Source organism: Mesorhizobium sp. ArgA1 (assembly GCF_053714375.1).
Map to the genome: position 1 here is coordinate 1 of NZ_JBSKBQ010000038.1, position 17,670 is coordinate 17,670.

Below are 17,670 nucleotides of genomic sequence, written 5' to 3' on the forward strand. Positions count from 1 at the left end.
GGTGGCCGCGCGCGACTCTCTCAACGACAAACATGCCAGCGTTGTTAGCCAATAAATGCCATTAAATCCATACAAAGTAGGGATAACAGCGCAAATGTTGTTACCACAATTTTTCGCACCGGAAATTCAAGGCAAGGGAATTCAACAGCTTAACCGGCAGTGTTCGCCATCCGTTCACCTCCAACTGTTCAAGTTGGGCATGACGGCGTCATCGAGCTGATGCCGACAAACAATGGGCGCCTGTACGGCTTCAAATATGTCAGTGGTCATCCGAAGGACATGCGCCAGGGTTTGCAGAAGGTCACCGCCTTCGGCGTGCTCGCCAACGTCGGGAACGGCTACCCGATGCTGCTCGCCGAAATGACCATTCTGACCGCGCTGCGCACCGCCGCCACGTCCGCTGTCGCGGCCAAAGTACCTCGCCCCAAGCGGAACTCGCACCATGGCCATCATCGGCAACGGCGCGCAATCGGAGTTTCAGACGATCACTTTCAAGGCACTGACCGGCGTCGATCGGCCAAGGCTTTACGACCTCGACCGGTCCGCCTCGCGGCGGCTGCAGCCTGACAAGGAGCTTTCGATTCTCGATCAACTCCAGTTCCCGAGATGCGTCCTTGCCGGGACGCTGCGCGGATGATGTCGCTCCCCCGGCATCGGTCCTGCGGAACCGCGAACACCACTTCGACCCGCCCGTTCCAACGCAAACATGCGGCGATCTTCCCGATCGACCACGGAGGGAACCCTGAGCCCGGCAGGACGCTGCATCAAGAAGGAGAAAGGAGCTCATTGACAAAGGCGATTAGAGAACATCCCGGGACATGATCCTAACGCCACAACGGCCTTCAGCGTACTTCAGCGTTCTTCAGCGTATACGTACCATGAGCATGGGCGGTCGCCTTCACCACATCGTTTTGTCAGGTTCGCGACATGGTTGAACCAGTCTCTTGTTGGGCTTTAGACCCGTAAAAACCCTCGGCTGTGGCTCGATCAGCCTAGTTGGCACGGGGTTTGCGCATTTACATGCGGAGGCTGCGGAAGCCGCTGACTGGGGTGCTTGGCAGATTCGCGACCAATGGAGTGAAAACAATCTATCAGGTCAACGTAGAGTCTTCTCTCACCTGAAGAGAGCCTCTGCGGAACCCGCGCCTGGCCAACCTCCCGGAACACTCCGTCATGGGCCAGGATAACTAATTTTCAGTCATGATTACGATCCCGTCGAAATCCACTCCTCGACCTATCGCAATACTTCGGACAATCAAGAGGTGTCCACAGCCAAACAGGAAACCTGCCAATGAAAAAAATCGTTGCCGCCAAGCTTCATGGTATCAAAGTAACAGGTGCAGACATGAACTATCATGGATCAATTACTCTTGACCCAGATCACTGCGATGACGCAGGAATTCTTCCGCTGGAATTTGTAGAGGTCTGGAACAAGGCCTCGGGTGCTCGGCTCAGCACTTATGTCATTTATGGTGAGAGAGGGTCTCGTTGCTGTGTACTGAACGGAGCTGCTGCGCGTACTTGCCAGGTTGGAGATGAATTAATTATTTGCTCCTCATCGTATGTCCAGGAGGATAAGATCGCACAGCTCAAGCCGCGGGTGCTGACATTCAACCATGATAATTCTGTCCGCGATCGCATGTTCTACGATGGGGGCATTAAGGAGGACGGCACGATGACGTTCGCAGTTCGCGATGGCTCGCCCGGCTCAACATCTTGATATCCCAAGTTTGCCCGAACGGCTGATAAACTACCCAGCTAGGTGCCGGCGGCACGGCTGCTGGTAGGGAGCAACGTACTGTCCTAGACGGGAGACAAATCACAGTGGATACAATCATTGAGCTGCGAGATCACCCGAGCGATTCTGACCGGAAGATCATCTCAGATGCTCTAGAAGTTTATAGCGCCAGAAAGGCCATCCCCTACAATCCAGAGCCGGTTGCATTTATGATCAAAGATCCAGAGAGCGGTAACACGATAGGCGGTCTTTGGGGAAAGTTCTACTATGACTGGCTATACATCGAATTGATATTTGTACCGCAGCAATGCCGCGGTCGGGGATTTGGAGCGAAGCTGGTAAGCTCCGTAGAGGATTGGGCGCTTCGCCGAGGCTGTATCGGGGTGTGGTTAGACACTTACGAATTCCAAGCGCCGGGATTCTATCGATCTCTTGGATACGAAAGCTTTGGTTGCCTACCAGACTATCCGAGAGGATTTGGAAGATACTTCTTTCGTAAGCTATTTCCCCGCCCCGACTAGGGTCCGATGCCGGCCTGTGAAGTGGTTCAGAAGAATTGCGGTTCTTCAGTCATCCAGATGAAAATTGCGGAGGTTCGAATTAGATGACCTGAGTTCTGAACCCGCCGAAATGCCGTCGCAAACCGTCAACATTGGAGGTTGAAGTCTATGACAAGAAGGGCGCTTATCTTAATTGAAGGCCATTCCAGGGGAAACGGTCTACGATACATCGAAGGAGCCCAGCGTCTCGGCCTGCATCCGATTACGCTCTCGTCGGATCCAGATCAATACGACTATCTCGCGGCGACGAAGACTAAAGCGATTCGTGTGGATACAGACAGTCTTGATGCATTGATCAACGAATGTTCCCGGCTGCGTAAGGCCTATGAGATTGCCGGGATCACTGGCTTTGCGGGCACGGATGAGTCAGTGTATGCGACAGTCGGTAAACTCTGCAGGCATTTCGGTTTGCCGGGACCGAACCCGGCATCTCTCGAACGATGCTGCGACAAGCTTACTCAACGTCACATCCTGGCGGACGCCGGCGTTCCAATTCCTGCCTACCGCTTGGCGGCGAATCCGACAGAGATAGAAATCTCTGCTGCAGAGATCGGCCTGCCCGTAGTTGTCAAGCCCTGTGTGGGCAGCGGTAGCATCGGTGTCCGATTGTGCCGCAATGCCGACGAACTAGCCAAACACATACGCTCTCTGTGGGGCGGAAACCAAACGTCGCAGTCAGCACCGAGGACCCTGGTCGAAGAATTCGCGCAAGGCCCCTTTCTTAGCGCCGAGATAATGGGCAATGAGCTTATCGGGATAGTCGCCGTTGATTTCGGGCCCCCCCCCAATTTTGTCTTTCGTGAGACGACGTTTCCCGCCGCGCTGACCGACGAGCAGTTTGCTCGTATTGCCGATGTTTCGCTAAGCTGCTTGCGCGCTCTCGGCCTCGGTTGGGGGCCGACCAACATAGAATTCCGGTGGACGAAGCGTGGTCCAATCGTCATCGAGGTCAATCCGCGTCTGGCTGGCGCGCTCGAGCCCCAGCTGGTGCAATTGGCATCCGGTGTCGACCTCGTCACCGAGCATATCAAGCTTGTGATCGGGCAGGAATGGGATTTGCACAGAACGCACTCGCAGACTGCAGGCGCTCGCTTTCTACTGCCCGATTGCGATGGCACTCTCGATTGGATCAACGGCGAAAGTCGTGCGGCTGAGATACCAGGTGTCGCCGAGGTCAAACTGGATGTAAAATCCAAGACGTCGATCATCAGGAAAGGCGATTACAGAGACACGATCGGACACATCATCGCCGCCTCACCCAGTCGCGCTCGGACGAAGGAAATACTGCAGCACGCTGCAGACTTAATTGATTGGTCGATTACATCATTTCCGATTTCCGATACTCAACGAGGGCGATGAGAGACCTCCACCCTCAACACGCAACAAAGCCGGCCGCCAGAAGCCAGAAGCTAAGGGCTGATCTCGCTGAAGGGATGACAAGCTTGGGGTAAGGACCGTAGTCCGCCTCGCGCCGGGAGGTGACTGCGGCGAGGTAGGTGGCCGCATACCCGGTGGTGCGGGAGGGCCGGTCAGTCCCTCTCACGATTCGAGCCGAACATCCGACGCTCCAGCGATATCCACAGTCGGCTAACCCCAGCCTTTGCGCGCAAGGCGGTTCCCTGGACGCTTGCAGCCCTGACCTGATATGGCTCCATCTCTCCATCCACAAGTAGTCGCCGATACTTTCGTCGCGCTACCATTAGGATAAACGTTTTGGAGGTGAAAGACGCCCTAGGTGCGTTTCGATCGCATAAGCTGCAGAGAGAACTGTACGGTCGGCGAATTTTGGGCCGATTATTTGGAGCCCAACAGGAAGTCCGTTGTCATCGAGTCCCGACGGTAGCGAGGCTGCTGGCTGCTGGGTGAGGTTGAAAGGATAGGTGAAGGGCGTCCAGTCTACCCACCCCTTGTAGCGGCTGTCTGGTACGTTCCTTCCCACTGCGAAAGGTGCAATAGGCATTGTGGGAGTGACGAGGAGATCGTAGTCTTCATGAAACTTCGCCATCACCGCCGAAAGTTCGAAGCGAGCGGCCTCGGCATCCTGGTAGTCTGAAAGCCTGATCTTCAGGCCGCGTTCGCCGCTTTCCAGAAAGCCAGGATCCAGCAACGCTCTCTGGGTGGTGTGAAGACGGTCCAGAATTCGGGCGGCTCCGGCGAACCAGAATGTGGCGAATGCCTCAACCGGATTTGAAAAGCCCGGATTGACCTCGGTCACCACGGCCCCAAGTTCCCGGAGTTTGTCGACGGCCGCATCGGTCACACGTCTAATATCGCGCGACACTTCGACGTATCCTAGGTCCGGACTGTAGCCGATTCGTAGCCCCTCCAGGGAGCCGTCAGGAAGATCGAAGCCCATCGATAGCGGAACAGCGTAACCATCCCGGACGTCCATCTTGGCGATGACGCTCATCATGAGAATTGCGTCAGCGACCGTCCGCGTCATCGGCCCTAGATGAGAAAGAGCGCCCATGGCACTTGCAGGCCACTGGGGCACAATCCCGAACGTTGGCTTAAAACCAAATGTCCCGGTGAAACTCGCCGGAATTCGAATAGAGCCACCTCCATCACTTCCTAAATGCAGGAAGCCGAGGTTGAGAGCGGCAGCTACTGCGGCGCCGCCCGAAGATCCCCCCGGGGTAAGATCGGTATTCCATGGATTGCGAGTTATGCCGTAGAGCGGGCTGTCGGTGACACCTTTCCAGCCGAATTCTGGTGTCGTCGTCTTTCCGAGCAAAACAGCGCCGGCCTCACGCAGGTGGGCGGTGACAGGTGCGTCCTCCAGCCAAGGACCATTGGCGCTGCTTGAGCGCGATCCGCGTCTCGTCGGCCAGCCCTTAGCGAGGGTGAGGTCTTTGATGGTAGCTGGAACACCGTCGAGTACGCCAATCGGCTCTCCGTTCATCCACCGGGCTTCCGAAGCCCGCGCTGCCAACCTCGCGGCCTTATGATCAATAAGGCAAAACGCATTGAGTTCAGCATTCGCGGCCTCAATCCGATGGAGGCAGTCTTCCACCACGTCCACGGGCGATAACTGTCCGCTCCGAAAGTAGGAAATGCAGTCCCGCGCCGTCAGATTATCTAAAGATGAAGTAACCTTCAGGCTCGCAGGAGCAGGAGTTATGTCAGAACTACAAGTCAACTTGCTCGTCTCCATATGAACGCGCCTCATGATGATCGCATGCTAAAGCGTAGCGGGAAGGCTGCGGCAAGATCAGTCGAAACGCTGTTTAGAGCTGACGAGAGAGTTTTTCTCTCCATCCAGCAGATCAAAACAATACTTAATGGCTAGCTCAGTCGTGGGAATGAGGATCTCGTCGGAAACAGCGAAAGTCGGTGTATGCAGACCAGAATCTTTGCCTGGCTCGCCGGTGCCAAACAAAAAATAGATGGAAGGGACGCATTGCCCGTAGAAGCCGAAGTCATCGCTGCCGCTGAGCGAAATATTCTGCGAAAAAGCGTCGGGGCCCGCCACTTCCAGCACCGCACTGCGAAACAGGCTTACCATTCCGGCGTCGTTGACAACTGCAGGCTCGCCTGACCATACAATACACTCGGCCTTGCCACGGTGAATAGCCGCAACACCTTCCGCGATTTCTCGGACCCGCTGAGATAGGAGCGGACGGCGTTCCGGGCTGCTTGTCCTGATCGTGCCCTCTAACACAACAGAAGCACAAATGATATTGGTCGCTTGCCCCCCGTGGATCGTACCTATCGTAATGATTGACCTATCATCGATTGGCATTTCTCGCGAGACAACCTTCTGAACTTCATTGACGAATGCAGCAGCGATCGCAATGGCATCAATGCCAGCATGGGGGGCTGCTCCATGCGCGGAGCTACCAGTTACAGTTACGGTGAACTGGTCAGCCGACTGGGTGACCGCGCCAGCAAGAGCGCCATATTTTCCGCGGGGCATCGAGGGATCGACATGGAAGCCCACGGCCCGATCAATGCCGGCAAGCAAGTTCTCTTCCACAACAGAGCGTCCACCGAGTGGTTCCGCCTCCTCAGCCGGTTGGAACAGCACACGAACCCTTCCGGCGAAGTTGTCTCGCATTCTGTGAAAAGCCAGTGCAACGCCCATTGCAATAGACGCGTGCAAGTCGTGCCCGCATGCGTGCATTACCCCTTTGACCCGAGACTGATACGGCAGATCCTCCCGTGTCTCATTGATTGGAAGAGCATCGATATCGCCTCGAACGGCGATCGAGCGCTTCGGGCCTGAAGCAGTTCCTTCAATGTCAATATAGAGGCCTGTGCTGTGAAACATGTCGGCGCCTACGAGTCCGAATCGTTCTAATGTTTCCCGGATTCGCTGTTGGGTTTTCCACTCCTCGTTCGATAGTTCCGGCTCCCGATGCATCGCTTGACGCAGTTCGAGCACCGCCTGGCATTCGGAACCGGTGAGGAAACTGTTGATCCGGGAGTTCATAGAATTCGGCTCCTCTTGTTGCTCATTTGCTCAAAATCACTTCCAAAGCACGCTAGACGCCACTGTAGCGAGGTTGTCGCTCGTCGTGTGGCCCGTCTTACAAATCGCCGGCCAACTTTTGCCAGCTAGGGGCCTTCCGGACCCGAAACCGTCGCATTGCATTCCGTTCACGCTTATGTGGCCGCTCGTGGAAAACCAATCTCTGCCGTCATCTTGTCTCGGAGCCTGTGTTCGCCCAGCAGATCAAGAGCGTGCCAAGCCATCGAATTCACACTCGCGAGCACTGTGCAGCCCAGCGCGCCTCTGAGTCGGGCAAGGTCCGACCTCCCTATGGAGAAAGCCGCGCACGATACGAATAATGCGTCGACCGGACCCGCCACAGCTAAAAGCGCCTCTAGTTCGGTTTGGATGCGATCGAGGGGCACGCGGGCTATGTCATCATCAGTACTGAGATTCATGGGCTGTGATAGCGAATGCCCGGCGACCACCTGGATTCCATAGTCTGCGAAATATGGCGCAAATGCATCGTGTAGAGCAGGGCCATAAGGAGTAAGCAATGCAATCCGCTTGATTTCGAATCGCTGCATCATCGCAACCGCCGCTATTCCTGGCGACGTATAACGAAGGCCGCTTCGCGCAGAACTAAGATGATGCAGCAGCGCTTCATTTCCGAGCGCTATGGTTGCCGATGTGCAGGCAAACGCGATCAAGTCAACCAAATTCCCAGGCGGCAACGTGGCTAGCAGCGTGGGCCAATCAGGTATCGGGATAAAGCCTCCAGCTTTATGATCCGCCTCGTCATAGGAGGTGCGCGTCGTAAACACCCGCACGGGCGATCCTGCCATTTCTGCCTTAAAGGCGTCCTCTCCTACCGGATCGGTAGAGAGCGTTATCAAGCCTATGCCTTTCATCGCGTTCTCCTTTAATCACCTGGCAGTGTAGACCGCCGGGCTGTCTCTTATCGGCATTTAGGGCTGTCCTAGATCTGGAAGATTTCGCGCGGCGCGCTGGTCAAAACTTCGACCCCTGATTCTGTCACACGGAACGTCTCGCTGATCACGTAGCCGAAATCCTCATCAATCCAGTTTCCGAGCATTAGATGAAACGTCATGTTGGGCTTCAACTCCGTCATATCGCCATCCTTGAGACTGGCGGTTGGCTCCAGCCAACCGATCCCGTGAGCGTAGCCGCAACGTGATTCTTTCCTGAAACCCTGTTTCTCAATGGTTCGGTAAAATGCGTTGGCAACGTCGCTGCAGGTAGATCCGGGCCGGACTGTGCCAAGCGCAGCCTCAAGCCCTGCGACCTCAGCGTCGTGGATACGGCGCAACCGGTCGGAGGGCGCGCCAATCGAAAATGTCCGCATGATCCCGGCACAATAGCCATGGCGCACGCCGCCAAGTTCAAGGTTTATCTGGGACCCATCACGAAAGACATCCTCGCTCCACGGGATGTGACACGTGCCCGTCCGTGGCGAGGAACACAAGCCAATCTGCGCGATCATCGTTCCCCGCTTGCCATTGGCACCGCGCACCAGCGTGCCCATAATTTCAGCGACCGCGTCAGCCTCTCTCACGCCCGGCCGTATCACCTCGGCGGCACGCAGGATTGCCGCATCAGAAATAGCTGCGGCTTCCCGCATGACTTCAATCTCACGATCGGACTTGACCAGGCGTATCCAGGCAACGGCTTTGGTACAGTCTACGACCCTGGCTGTAGGTAACCGCCTCTTGAACTTCTCTGCCGTTTGCACCGAGAGGTTGCTGAGCTCGACACCTATCCCGCGGCTTCCAAGGCCCGACTCAATGAGGAAATCGATGGCCGCATCGTAGCCGTCCTTGTCAGAATTGCCGATGAGCGCTTCCGGATAGCCGACGATCCTGTTGCGGTCCATGAAAGTCTCATGGATCGCCGCAGGCGCGTCCATACGGCGCAGAATGAAGGTCGGTTCCTCCTCTGCAATCTGGACGACAAGGCCCTGCGGCACGTAATCTGACAGAGCGGTGTAGCCGGTTAAATACGTAATGTCACTTGCGGAGGAAACGAACAGCACATCGAGTTCACGCCGTGCCATCTCTTCCTTTACCCTGGCAAGCCTGCCCATGTACTCTGTTCGTGGGAATGCCTGTGGGCCTCTAACGATTGTCATGTTTTAACTCCATCGAACGTTGTGATCAGCTACTTGAGTTGCTCGCGATGCGGGAAAGTTTAGTTGGTCTGCGAGACGTCGGTTGTGCTGCCCCTATTGCAGACAGCAGCCGGCCCGGTAAGAGGCAGCCCTACAATCCAAAATTCCGGTGTGCACGTTGAGTATGGCATCTCGCGATGTCGAGAGTTCCGGTGCAGACAATCGACGAGGGGACAGGAGCAGTCCCGTAAATCAGATAAACAGCGCGCATTTTGTGGTGCATATCAACTCTTTCCGTGCGGGCGGAAGATGGACTTCGATGCAGACGGTGCCCACTTTTGTGCGTTTGCGCAAAGCCTGACTCATTTAGAACTTTAGACATCAGACAGCGGCCCATTCAAAATACGGACATGGTGCGATGGCGCTTCTGTTCCACCCCGTAGCGCTGCTCGAGGTAATGCAGGGCGATGACAGAAGGGATGCTAACGGCGAGAAAGAACATTCCCACCAAAGTCATCGGCTCAAGATACCGATAATGAATGTTGGCAACGATCCGCGCCTCTCCCATCAGCTCAATTACGGTGATCACGGAGAGCAACGGCGTCTCCTTGAACATCGCGACGATGTAGTTTCCAAGCGCGGGCAACATCGGCGGCACTGCCTGCGGGAGGATGATGTACCGCCAGGTCTGTAACCGCGTCAGGTTGAGAGCTTTCGCCGCTTCCCATAAGCCACGATCCACATTGTCGATACCGGCCCGATATACCTCCGAAGTATAGCTCGAATAGTGGATGCCTAGCGTAATCACACCGGCAGCCAGAGGGCTCAGATAAATACCGACGTCGGGCAACACGTAGAACGTGAAGTAGAGCTGCACCAGCAACGGGGTCCCTCTCACAAAGGCAACGCAAAAACGGACGACTGACCCCACAAGAGGGCCGGCCGAACGCCTTAGAATGGCAACCGCTAGACCCACCAGCATCGCAAGGGCGGACGCCAGGATGCTGGCATATATAGTGATCTTCACGCCCTGGGCGAGCAGCGGCATTATTTTCAGGGCAAAGGACCAATCCCATTCCATATTAGGTCCTTCCGCTTGAAGTAGGCTTGAGACGTTTCTCGGCCAAGCCCATGAGCGACGATAATACAGTTGCCAGGACAAAGTAGACGATCAGTATGGTGATGAAGGGTACAGATGCGTCGCCCGTCTGCGCGCGCACGGTCTGCGCACGGAAAGTCATGTCAGAAAGCGAGATCAGAGATACGACCGAAGTCGATTTCAGCAGTTCGACAGCGCTGTTTGAGAAAGGTGGGATCATCAGCCGCAAAGCTTGAGGCAAGAGCACATACCTAAGACGCTGCCAACGACCCAGATTCAGCGCGATACATGCCTCGAACTGCTCGCGTGGCAGAGCCAGCATGGCGCCGCGGACGATTTCGGACATATAGGCACCGGAATTGAGACCCAGGATAAGCACGCCTGCCTGAAAAGGGGTCAGCGACACACCAACCAGCGGCAGCACGAAGTAAGCCCAGAATAGCTGGACCAGCATCGAGCTCCCTCGGAAGAACTCCATAAATAGTCTGGCCGGAATACGAAGCCAGGCGGTGTTGGACAGACGAGCGAAACCTACCGCGAAAGCGACGATAGCGGCGACGAGGCCCCCAAGAAGGGTGAGCTTCACAGTTAAGACCGCGCCGGCAAGGATGATGGGAAGGAATTCTATAGATGTCGGCATCTAAAGGCTCAGTCCCGCAGCGACAATTTTGTGAAGAAACTGCTTGGTCCGTTCCTGCTGCGGATTCGAGAAGATCTCTTTGGGCGGCCCTTCCTCGACGATGCGACCCCCGTCCAAGAAGAGCACGCGGTCAGCAAAATCGCGGGCAAAACTCATCTCGTGGGTCACGAGTAGCATCGTCATATCGGTCTCGACCGCGAGCTTGCGCATGACGTTGAGAACTTCCTCGACAAGCTCGGGATCAAGCGCCGAGGTGACCTCGTCAAACAGCATGACCTTGGGTTTCAGCGCGAGCGCACGCGCAATCGCCACGCGTTGCTTTTGACCGCCGGAGAGCTCGGCCGGGAGCGCGTCAGCTTTGTGCGTCATGCCAACCATTTCGAGCAGCTCCAAGGCCAAATCCTTGGCGGCGGCCTGGGAGACCCCTTGAGTGAGGATCGGTGCCAGAGTGACATTGCGCAGGACCGTCATGTGCGGAAAAAGATTAAATTGCTGGAACACCATGCCTATGTTCCGTCGCATCTTGTGTAGCTGTGTTTCGCGCTGGCGCGTACTCAGGTTCGTCATGTCGGGACTCCAAAGTGGAGAGCCCCCTATGGTAACGCTGCCGCCTTCAATTTCTTCGAGCGTCATCAGGATACGAAGGATTGTGGTTTTACCCGAGCCCGATGCGCCGATCAGCGCCAGTTTCTCTCCCGGCGACACGCTAAAACTCAGACCACTTAGAACAGGATGGGTGCCATACAGTTTGCGTACGCCAGTGAATTCGACCATAGGGGCGGTCATGTAAGCTCCCGGAAAGAAATTGCCCAAAACGTCCAGGGTTAAGGCGACCCAACGGCGCAGCCAAAAACGCGATAGACAGCGTTGCGGCCTGTCACATCGATCGGGAAGCGCCCCTCTTAACGCACATCCCGATCTCAGTCACAGTGATGTCATTTAGCGCAAAGCTGCTCCGTGGTAACATTTTCGACGTGGGCGCCCTCTTCAAAGTTGTACTTCTTCAAAATCTCCATATATTTGCCATCTGCCCTGATCTTTCGAAGACCTTCATTATAGGCATCGCGCAGCTCCGCGCTGTCCTTATTGAAGCCGGCGGCCGCGCAGGATTTAAGGTCTTCGATGCGGACGTAGCTCATTTCCTTAGCGTCTAGTCTTTTGAACATCGCCGCAGCTGTGAAAGAGTCGTGAGCATAGACGTCGACACGTTTGTCAGTCAGCAGCTTGATACCGCTGGTAGCGTCAGGGAACACAACGATGTTGTCCTCCTTCACGCCTGCGGCCAGCGCCAGCTTCTGTTCATAACATCCACCGCATACGCCAATCTTTAAACCCTGGTCAGCAATGTCCTTATAGGTTTTCACCTTGTCAGCGAGGGCGGCCGGCACGATGAGGGCCTCGGCGTTACACGTTACCGGGTTCGAAAAAAGGATTGCTTCGCAACGCTCGGGTTTGATGTAGAGGGCACCGCTCGTAGACAGCGTGGCCCGTTTCGATTGCAACGCCGGGATCATCGCGCCATATTCCATGACCTGACCGGAAAACTTCGTGATACCAGCTTCCTCAAGAATGGCTGCATCCATCTCCGGCCCCATGCCGCCTGGCGAACCGTCTGCGTTCATTGTCATGAAGGGGGGCTCGTTGGCGAGAGCGACGGTGACGCCGCTCGCCTTCGCTTCATCCACCGTTTGAGCAGATGCGCTTTGATACGGAAGGGCGAATGTAGATCCTGCTATGAGTGCAGCCAGGATCGGGGCCGGGCCAAAAAACAGGCCACTACGTCGCTTGGTCATTGTCGTTCCCCTTTTTTCGAGCTGAGTTATCTCTTGCTCGGTTGTTGCAGAAATGAGCGCTGCAGGTGAAGCGCTGGCAAATATCTTAGGCCAGCTCTCACGCGGCTAATACGCTTTCCCTGCCAGTGTGACGCAGGATTTCCGCGTCCTGAAACCCTTTGATGCTTCCCCTTTGGCGTAGGGTGGCTACGCTCGGTGTGTGTGGTCTATAGCACCAGAGGACCGTCCTAGAAATCAATCTGGGGTTCCGCATGGAGTACTACAAAGCGGAGACGATGACCAAGGCGATTTCATTGTGGTTTGGAGTCTGCGAGGCATATCTCAACCTTCGTGAAACATTCGAGACGCTTCGCTCTCCCGCCTCGCATTGCGCGGCGGCCCGGCGCTGACCGCCATCAGGAGCGCGAGACAGTTAAACGAACGGCCGCAAGAGGAACATGAGTGGCTTCACCTCAATGGCTCCAATCTGAGTGGAGCTTAGCGCAACCTAACTGGGCAAGTATCGTCGATACTCCGAAGATCCGCTCGCAGCCTCCTCAACAGCGCTTATTGACCGCTCAATCGGGCCCGACTATGAAGGAATTCATCTCCAAGCGCCCGGTTGACGCGGAATTTTTCATGCCCGAACTTGATCGAATCGACGGAGCAATTCTCCAGATCCTGCAACGCAACAACCGTTTGACGTCAGAAGAGATCGCAAACAAGGTAAATTTGTCGCCATCTGCGTGCCAGCGTCGGCTCAAACGATTGCGGACTGAAGGAGTGATAGAGGCTGATGTCTCCATCGTGTCTCCCAAAGCAGGTGGGCGTCCGGTCACTATGGTCGCCCTTGTCTCTCTTGAGCGAGAAAGAGCGGACATTATCGATCGATTCAAGAACGCAATACGCGCCACCTCGGAAGTTATGATTGGCTACTACGTCACGGGAGATGCCGACTTTATTCTAGTAGTGACGGCCAAGAGCATGGAGGACTACGAGCAATTTACCCGACGTTTTTTCTACGAAAATCACGACATCAAGGGCTTTAAAACCATGGTCGTTATGGATCGGGTGAAGGCGAGTTTCGCCTTTCCGATCGAAATAGACGTTGATCACGAATGAGCACTAGAATTTAGAATCTTTCGTGGATGGACTGCAGCGAGTAACTCGCTGCCTTCTTCGCTGGCATCGCTCATGCTATTTCCGCTTCTGGGTTTTGAAGTCGCCCCATATTAAACGCAATACTCATGTACCGAGGACCATACTTACTCGGCATTCCCTAGACTTGTGAGCGGAGTTTTGTGCCCGAGCTCAGTCAGCTCGGCGGCAGAAGAGGTGATGCCCAACGGTTCCGCTGAAGCGTTTCGTCGTCCTTGTCCATCGAACACGAAAGGAATTTCCGCGAGGGATATCCAAATTCTGCGGGAATCGCGCGTGAGCTGCGGCAATTCCGCGGGTAATAAGTGGCGAGTCCGGGCTAAACTCGCTTCAACCAATCGGGAAGTACCTTGCTGAGCACATCCACCGTGCTTTTCTTTGTAGATGATCGGCCTGTACATGATCGGGCGGCGACACTCTGGCTCTGGATAAAGGACGCTGGTGCCGAAATTGCGCCGTTGAATGCGGAAGTGGCCTCTTCGGCTGCTACGGGCGAGCTTGCTAATCGTATCGAATGATCTCGAGAAAATCGCGCGGCTTGAAAGGAAGTATCTATGGCAATCAATATTGGGGACATTAGTCAGAAGGACCGCGACACGGTCCTGCATCCTTTCACGCAGCTCAAGGATTTCGCCACCGGCAAGCTCGGGGATCCGACAATCGTCGAAACGGGCAAAGGCATCCGCATTCAGGACGCCCATGGCAACCAGTTGATCGACGGGTTCGCCGGCCTTTATTGTGTGAACGTCGGCTATGGCCGCACCGAAGTGGCTGAGGCCATTTCGCGCCAGGCCTATCGTCTCGCCTACTACCATTCATATGCCGCCCACACGACGGACGAGCTTGCGACCCTCTCCCACCGCCTCGTCAAGATGGCACCGGGCAAGATGAGCAAGGTGTTCTACGGAATGTCGGGCTCCGACGCCAACGAGACCCAGGCCAAGCTCGTCTGGTACTACAACAACCTGCGCGGCAAGCCGAACAAGAAGAAGATCATCTCGCGCGATCGCGGCTATCACGGCTGCAGCGTCGTGTCGGGCTCGATGACCGGCATGAGCTTCTATCACGACCATATGGACCTGCCGCTTCCGCAGATTGTTCACACCGGCGTTCCACACCACTACTGGGGCGCAAATCCGGGCGAGACCGAGCGCGAATTCTCCACGAGGCGCGCCGAGGAACTTGATCAACTGATCGAACGCCTCGGTCCGGACAACGTGGGTGGGTTCATTGGCGAGCCCGTGCTCGGTACCGGCGGCATTACGCCTCCGCCGGAAGGCTACTGGGCAGCGATCCAAACCGTGCTCAAGAAGCACGATGTGCTGCTGATCGCAGATGAAGTCATAACCGGCTTCGGCCGTACAGGCTCCATGTTTGGCTGCCACCACTATGGGATCGAGCCGGACCTCATCACGATTGCGAAGGGTCTGACATCGGCCTATTTCCCGCTTTCGGCGGCAATCGTGGGTGAGAAGGTCTACAAGGTCCTGGAAGACGGGGCGGACGAGGTCGGTGCATTTTCGCACGGTTACACCTACTCAGGTCATCCGATCGGGGCGGCTGCGGCCAACGCAGTTCTCGACATCGTCGAGAAGGAAGACCTTCCGGGGAACGCTCGCGACGTCGGTGAATTCTTCCAGGCGCTGCTGAAGGAGAAATTTGCGCAATTGCCGATCGTTGGCGAAGTGCGCGGCGTTGGGCTTATGGGCGCGATCGAGTTTGTGGCCGATCGAGACAACAGGAAGCGTTTTGATCCGACACTCAAGGTTGGCGCGCGAATTTCAAAGGCAGCGCGCGAGCGCGGTCTCATCGCTCGCGCCATGCCGCACGGCGACATCCTCGGCTTTGCTCCGCCGTTGGTGACAACCAAAGCTGAAGCCGAAGAGATCGTCGGAATCGCTGAAAGTGCCGTACGGTCGGTCATAGATGATCTGGTACGTGACGGTCAGAAGATCTAATCCGCCGAACATTATGGCATGCGGCCGCAGTCGCTCCGCGACAAGTCGCTGAACAGAATAACGGTGGGGGGCGCTGACAGACATTCAGTCGGCGCACCTGTTGGCGCAATAGCAAGAGGACCGTAGCGAATGACGGCTGCCAAACTTGACGTTCCAGTAGGCTCGGCCTCCATATCCGTGTTCAGTCCCTACGACGGATCCCTCGTCGGGTCTGTCGACGCGACGGATGCGAGCGAAATCAATGAACTCCTCGCCCGCGCACGCCGCGGGGCCGAGCTTTCGCGGAACCTTCCAAGGCATCGACGCGCCAGCATTCTTGAGCGTGCCGCTCAGTTCATTGAAGATCGCCACGATCTCTTTGCCAAAACCATTGTCTTCGAAGCTGGCAAAACAATTGTTCAAGCGCGCAAGGAAGTCCACCGCTGCGTCAATACACTGAAGTTATCGGCAGAGGAGGCAAAGCGAAATGCTGGTGAGATCGTTCCCTTCGATGCCTACGCGGGATCAGAGCAGCGCCAGGGCTGGTTCACCCGGGAGCCGCTCGGGACCATAACTGCCATCACTCCGTATAATGATCCTTTGAACTTGGTAGCTCCTAAACTCGGACCCGCGATTGCGGGTGGCAATGCTATCTTGCTGAAGCCATCGGAGTTGACGCCACTGTCGGCGGTCAACCTTGTCGAGGTGCTGCGCGAGGCCGGTTTGCCGGAACAGGTGGTAACTGTTGCGATTGGCGGTTCCGATTTAGGCAAGGCCCTGGTCACCGCACGCGATGTCCGCATGGTATCATTCACCGGCGGGTTTGCGACCGGGGAGGCGATCAGCCGTTCTGCCGGGCTCAAGAGAATGGCAATGGAGCTCGGCGGCAATGCCCCCGTCATCGTGATGAATGATTGCATGTTTGATAAAGCGGTCGAAAGCTGCGTATCCGGGTCGTTCTGGGCCGCTGGCCAGAATTGCATCGGTGCCCAGCGCATTCTGGTTCAGGCCAATCTGTACGATCGCTTTCGCGATGCGTTTGTCGAGGCAACCAAAAAATTGAAGGCGGGCGATCCGTCGCGCGAGGACACGGATGTCGGACCGATGATTTCGAAACGGGCTGCGGAGCGGATCGAAGCAGCTGTCAGTGATGCGATCACGGCCGGCGCCAAGTTGCTTTGCGGACACCGCCGTCATGGATCTCTGTACCATCCGACGGTGCTTGAAGACACGCCGCTCACAAGCAGGCTCTGGCAAGAGGAAGTCTTTGCCCCGGTGGTCATGCTTGCTACCTTTGATTCGCTCGACGAAGCCATCGAGGTGGCCAACGAGCCGGAATACAGCCTCCAGGCGGGCATCTTCACCAACGATCTGGCTGCCGCGCTCGAAGCGGCAGGCAGGATCGAGGCCGGCGCGGTGATGATCAATGACTCATCGGACTACCGGTTCGACGCAATGCCTTTTGGCGGTTTCAAATACGGATCCATGGGCAGGGAGGGGGTTCGCTTCGCCTACGAAGAGATGACCCAGCCCAAGGTGATCTGCATCAATCGCGCGTGAGCTGGCACAGTGCAGTTCAAAATCTTGCTTATAAGGTAACGTGCCATTCGAACTTCGATCTGCGACGAGGAGCATTGTCGTCGCTTGGTGGAAAGCATCGTTTGGCGGGATGGCAGGAGAGACCGGTAACTTCTCTGGGGTTGGGGACCGAATTGTTGAGGCCATGCATTCCACATCCGTCGTTTCGTTCGGAGGCGCGACATGCTGTGGAGTGGTCGATCACGATCGAGGGGAAGAACGAGTTCGGCGACGTTTGTCGTCGCGACGTCCGGATCGACCAAGAGCTGGGAGCGCCTGTTTGGACATCGGCCTGTCGGTCGACGATGGCTAGAAGATCATGGCGGCGCTGCAGGGCGCGGTCGTCAGTCATGAGGCCGAGACCTACTCCCTCTTTCGCCGCGTCTGCCCGAATTGCCAGGGAGCATGAAAAAGCTGGGGGAGTCACGCCGCCATTTTCGCCTCGTTCGGTGAAGATCGCCGTTCCGTGCGCCAGCGCTTGAAATCGTTGTCGAGAGTGCCGTCGAGCACGCGGGTTCGCAATTGCATGAGCAGATGAACGCCATGCGGCATCCATTGCATCTGTTGTTTCTTGGCGAAACGCTTGGCGATCACCTGGTTGACCGTTGACTCGACGAAAGCCGTCGAC

General features: G+C 56.2%; 14 protein-coding genes and 2 pseudogenes. 7 read left to right on the top strand and 9 right to left on the bottom strand.

What is annotated here, in order from left to right; all coding sequences use genetic code 11:
* Nucleotides 1–201 precede the first annotated feature (201 nt).
* The 4 genes and pseudogenes from ACWGTI_RS30990 to ACWGTI_RS31005 form a co-directional block, all read left to right on the top strand.
* Nucleotides 202–556 (top strand): annotated as a pseudogene (locus ACWGTI_RS30990) (ornithine cyclodeaminase); the annotation flags it as partial.
* A 735-nt stretch (nucleotides 557–1,291) separates the two neighbouring features.
* Nucleotides 1,292–1,720, top strand: coding sequence for an aspartate 1-decarboxylase (gene panD / locus ACWGTI_RS30995; RefSeq protein ID WP_454590494.1), 429 nt, complete (start codon nucleotides 1,292–1,294; stop codon nucleotides 1,718–1,720).
* 104 nt (nucleotides 1,721–1,824) lie between these two features.
* Nucleotides 1,825–2,259, top strand: a complete 435-nt coding sequence (locus tag ACWGTI_RS31000; protein ID WP_454590495.1) for a GNAT family N-acetyltransferase — start codon at nucleotides 1,825–1,827, stop codon at nucleotides 2,257–2,259.
* A 147-nt stretch (nucleotides 2,260–2,406) separates the two neighbouring features.
* Complete coding sequence (locus ACWGTI_RS31005; RefSeq protein ID WP_454590496.1) at nucleotides 2,407–3,657, top strand: ATP-grasp domain-containing protein; 1,251 nt, start codon at nucleotides 2,407–2,409, stop codon at nucleotides 3,655–3,657.
* Between the two features lie 340 nt (nucleotides 3,658–3,997).
* Here the strand turns inward: ACWGTI_RS31005 and ACWGTI_RS31010 are convergent, their stop codons facing one another.
* The 8 genes from ACWGTI_RS31010 to ehuB all read right to left on the bottom strand — a co-directional run bounded on the left by ACWGTI_RS31010 (nucleotide 3,998) and on the right by ehuB (nucleotide 12,390).
* On the bottom strand, nucleotides 3,998–5,467 hold the full coding sequence (locus ACWGTI_RS31010; protein ID WP_454590497.1) for an amidase: 1,470 nt from the start codon (nucleotides 5,465–5,467) through the stop codon (nucleotides 3,998–4,000).
* Between the two features lie 42 nt (nucleotides 5,468–5,509).
* On the bottom strand, nucleotides 5,510–6,730 hold the full coding sequence (locus tag ACWGTI_RS31015; protein ID WP_454590498.1) for a M20 family metallopeptidase: 1,221 nt from the start codon (nucleotides 6,728–6,730) through the stop codon (nucleotides 5,510–5,512).
* Nucleotides 6,731–6,903: 173 nt separating this feature from the next.
* On the bottom strand, nucleotides 6,904–7,641 hold the full coding sequence (locus ACWGTI_RS31020; protein WP_454590499.1) for an aspartate racemase/maleate isomerase family protein: 738 nt from the start codon (nucleotides 7,639–7,641) through the stop codon (nucleotides 6,904–6,906).
* Between the two features lie 68 nt (nucleotides 7,642–7,709).
* A complete protein-coding gene (locus tag ACWGTI_RS31025) occupies nucleotides 7,710–8,879 on the bottom strand; it encodes a M24 family metallopeptidase (RefSeq protein ID WP_454590500.1) in 1,170 nt (389 codons plus the stop codon).
* Nucleotides 8,880–9,255: 376 nt separating this feature from the next.
* On the bottom strand, nucleotides 9,256–9,939 hold the full coding sequence (ehuD, locus tag ACWGTI_RS31030; protein WP_454590501.1) for an ectoine/hydroxyectoine ABC transporter permease subunit EhuD: 684 nt from the start codon (nucleotides 9,937–9,939) through the stop codon (nucleotides 9,256–9,258).
* Nucleotide 9,940: 1 nt separating this feature from the next.
* Nucleotides 9,941–10,597, bottom strand: a complete 657-nt coding sequence (gene ehuC, locus ACWGTI_RS31035; RefSeq protein ID WP_454590502.1) for an ectoine/hydroxyectoine ABC transporter permease subunit EhuC — start codon at nucleotides 10,595–10,597, stop codon at nucleotides 9,941–9,943.
* Complete coding sequence (gene ehuA, locus ACWGTI_RS31040; RefSeq protein ID WP_454590503.1) at nucleotides 10,598–11,383, bottom strand: ectoine/hydroxyectoine ABC transporter ATP-binding protein EhuA; 786 nt, start codon at nucleotides 11,381–11,383, stop codon at nucleotides 10,598–10,600.
* Nucleotides 11,384–11,532: 149 nt separating this feature from the next.
* Nucleotides 11,533–12,390, bottom strand: coding sequence for an ectoine/hydroxyectoine ABC transporter substrate-binding protein EhuB (gene ehuB, locus ACWGTI_RS31045; protein WP_454590504.1), 858 nt, complete (start codon nucleotides 12,388–12,390; stop codon nucleotides 11,533–11,535).
* A 618-nt stretch (nucleotides 12,391–13,008) separates the two neighbouring features.
* Here ehuB and ACWGTI_RS31050 point away from each other — a divergent pair.
* From ACWGTI_RS31050 to ACWGTI_RS31060, 3 genes are all read left to right on the top strand, one after another.
* Nucleotides 13,009–13,491 (top strand): Lrp/AsnC family transcriptional regulator, encoded by a 483-nt coding sequence (locus ACWGTI_RS31050; protein ID WP_454590507.1) that lies wholly within the window; start codon nucleotides 13,009–13,011, stop codon nucleotides 13,489–13,491.
* A gap of 590 nt (nucleotides 13,492–14,081) precedes the next feature.
* Nucleotides 14,082–15,485 (top strand): aminotransferase, encoded by a 1,404-nt coding sequence (locus ACWGTI_RS31055; protein WP_454590505.1) that lies wholly within the window; start codon nucleotides 14,082–14,084, stop codon nucleotides 15,483–15,485.
* A 129-nt stretch (nucleotides 15,486–15,614) separates the two neighbouring features.
* Nucleotides 15,615–17,024: an aldehyde dehydrogenase family protein gene (locus tag ACWGTI_RS31060; RefSeq protein WP_454590506.1), complete on the top strand. Its 1,410-nt coding sequence runs from the start codon at nucleotides 15,615–15,617 to the stop codon at nucleotides 17,022–17,024.
* Nucleotides 17,025–17,465: 441 nt separating this feature from the next.
* Here the strand turns inward: ACWGTI_RS31060 and ACWGTI_RS31065 are convergent.
* Nucleotides 17,466–17,670 (bottom strand): annotated as a pseudogene (locus ACWGTI_RS31065) (ISKra4 family transposase); the annotation flags it as partial.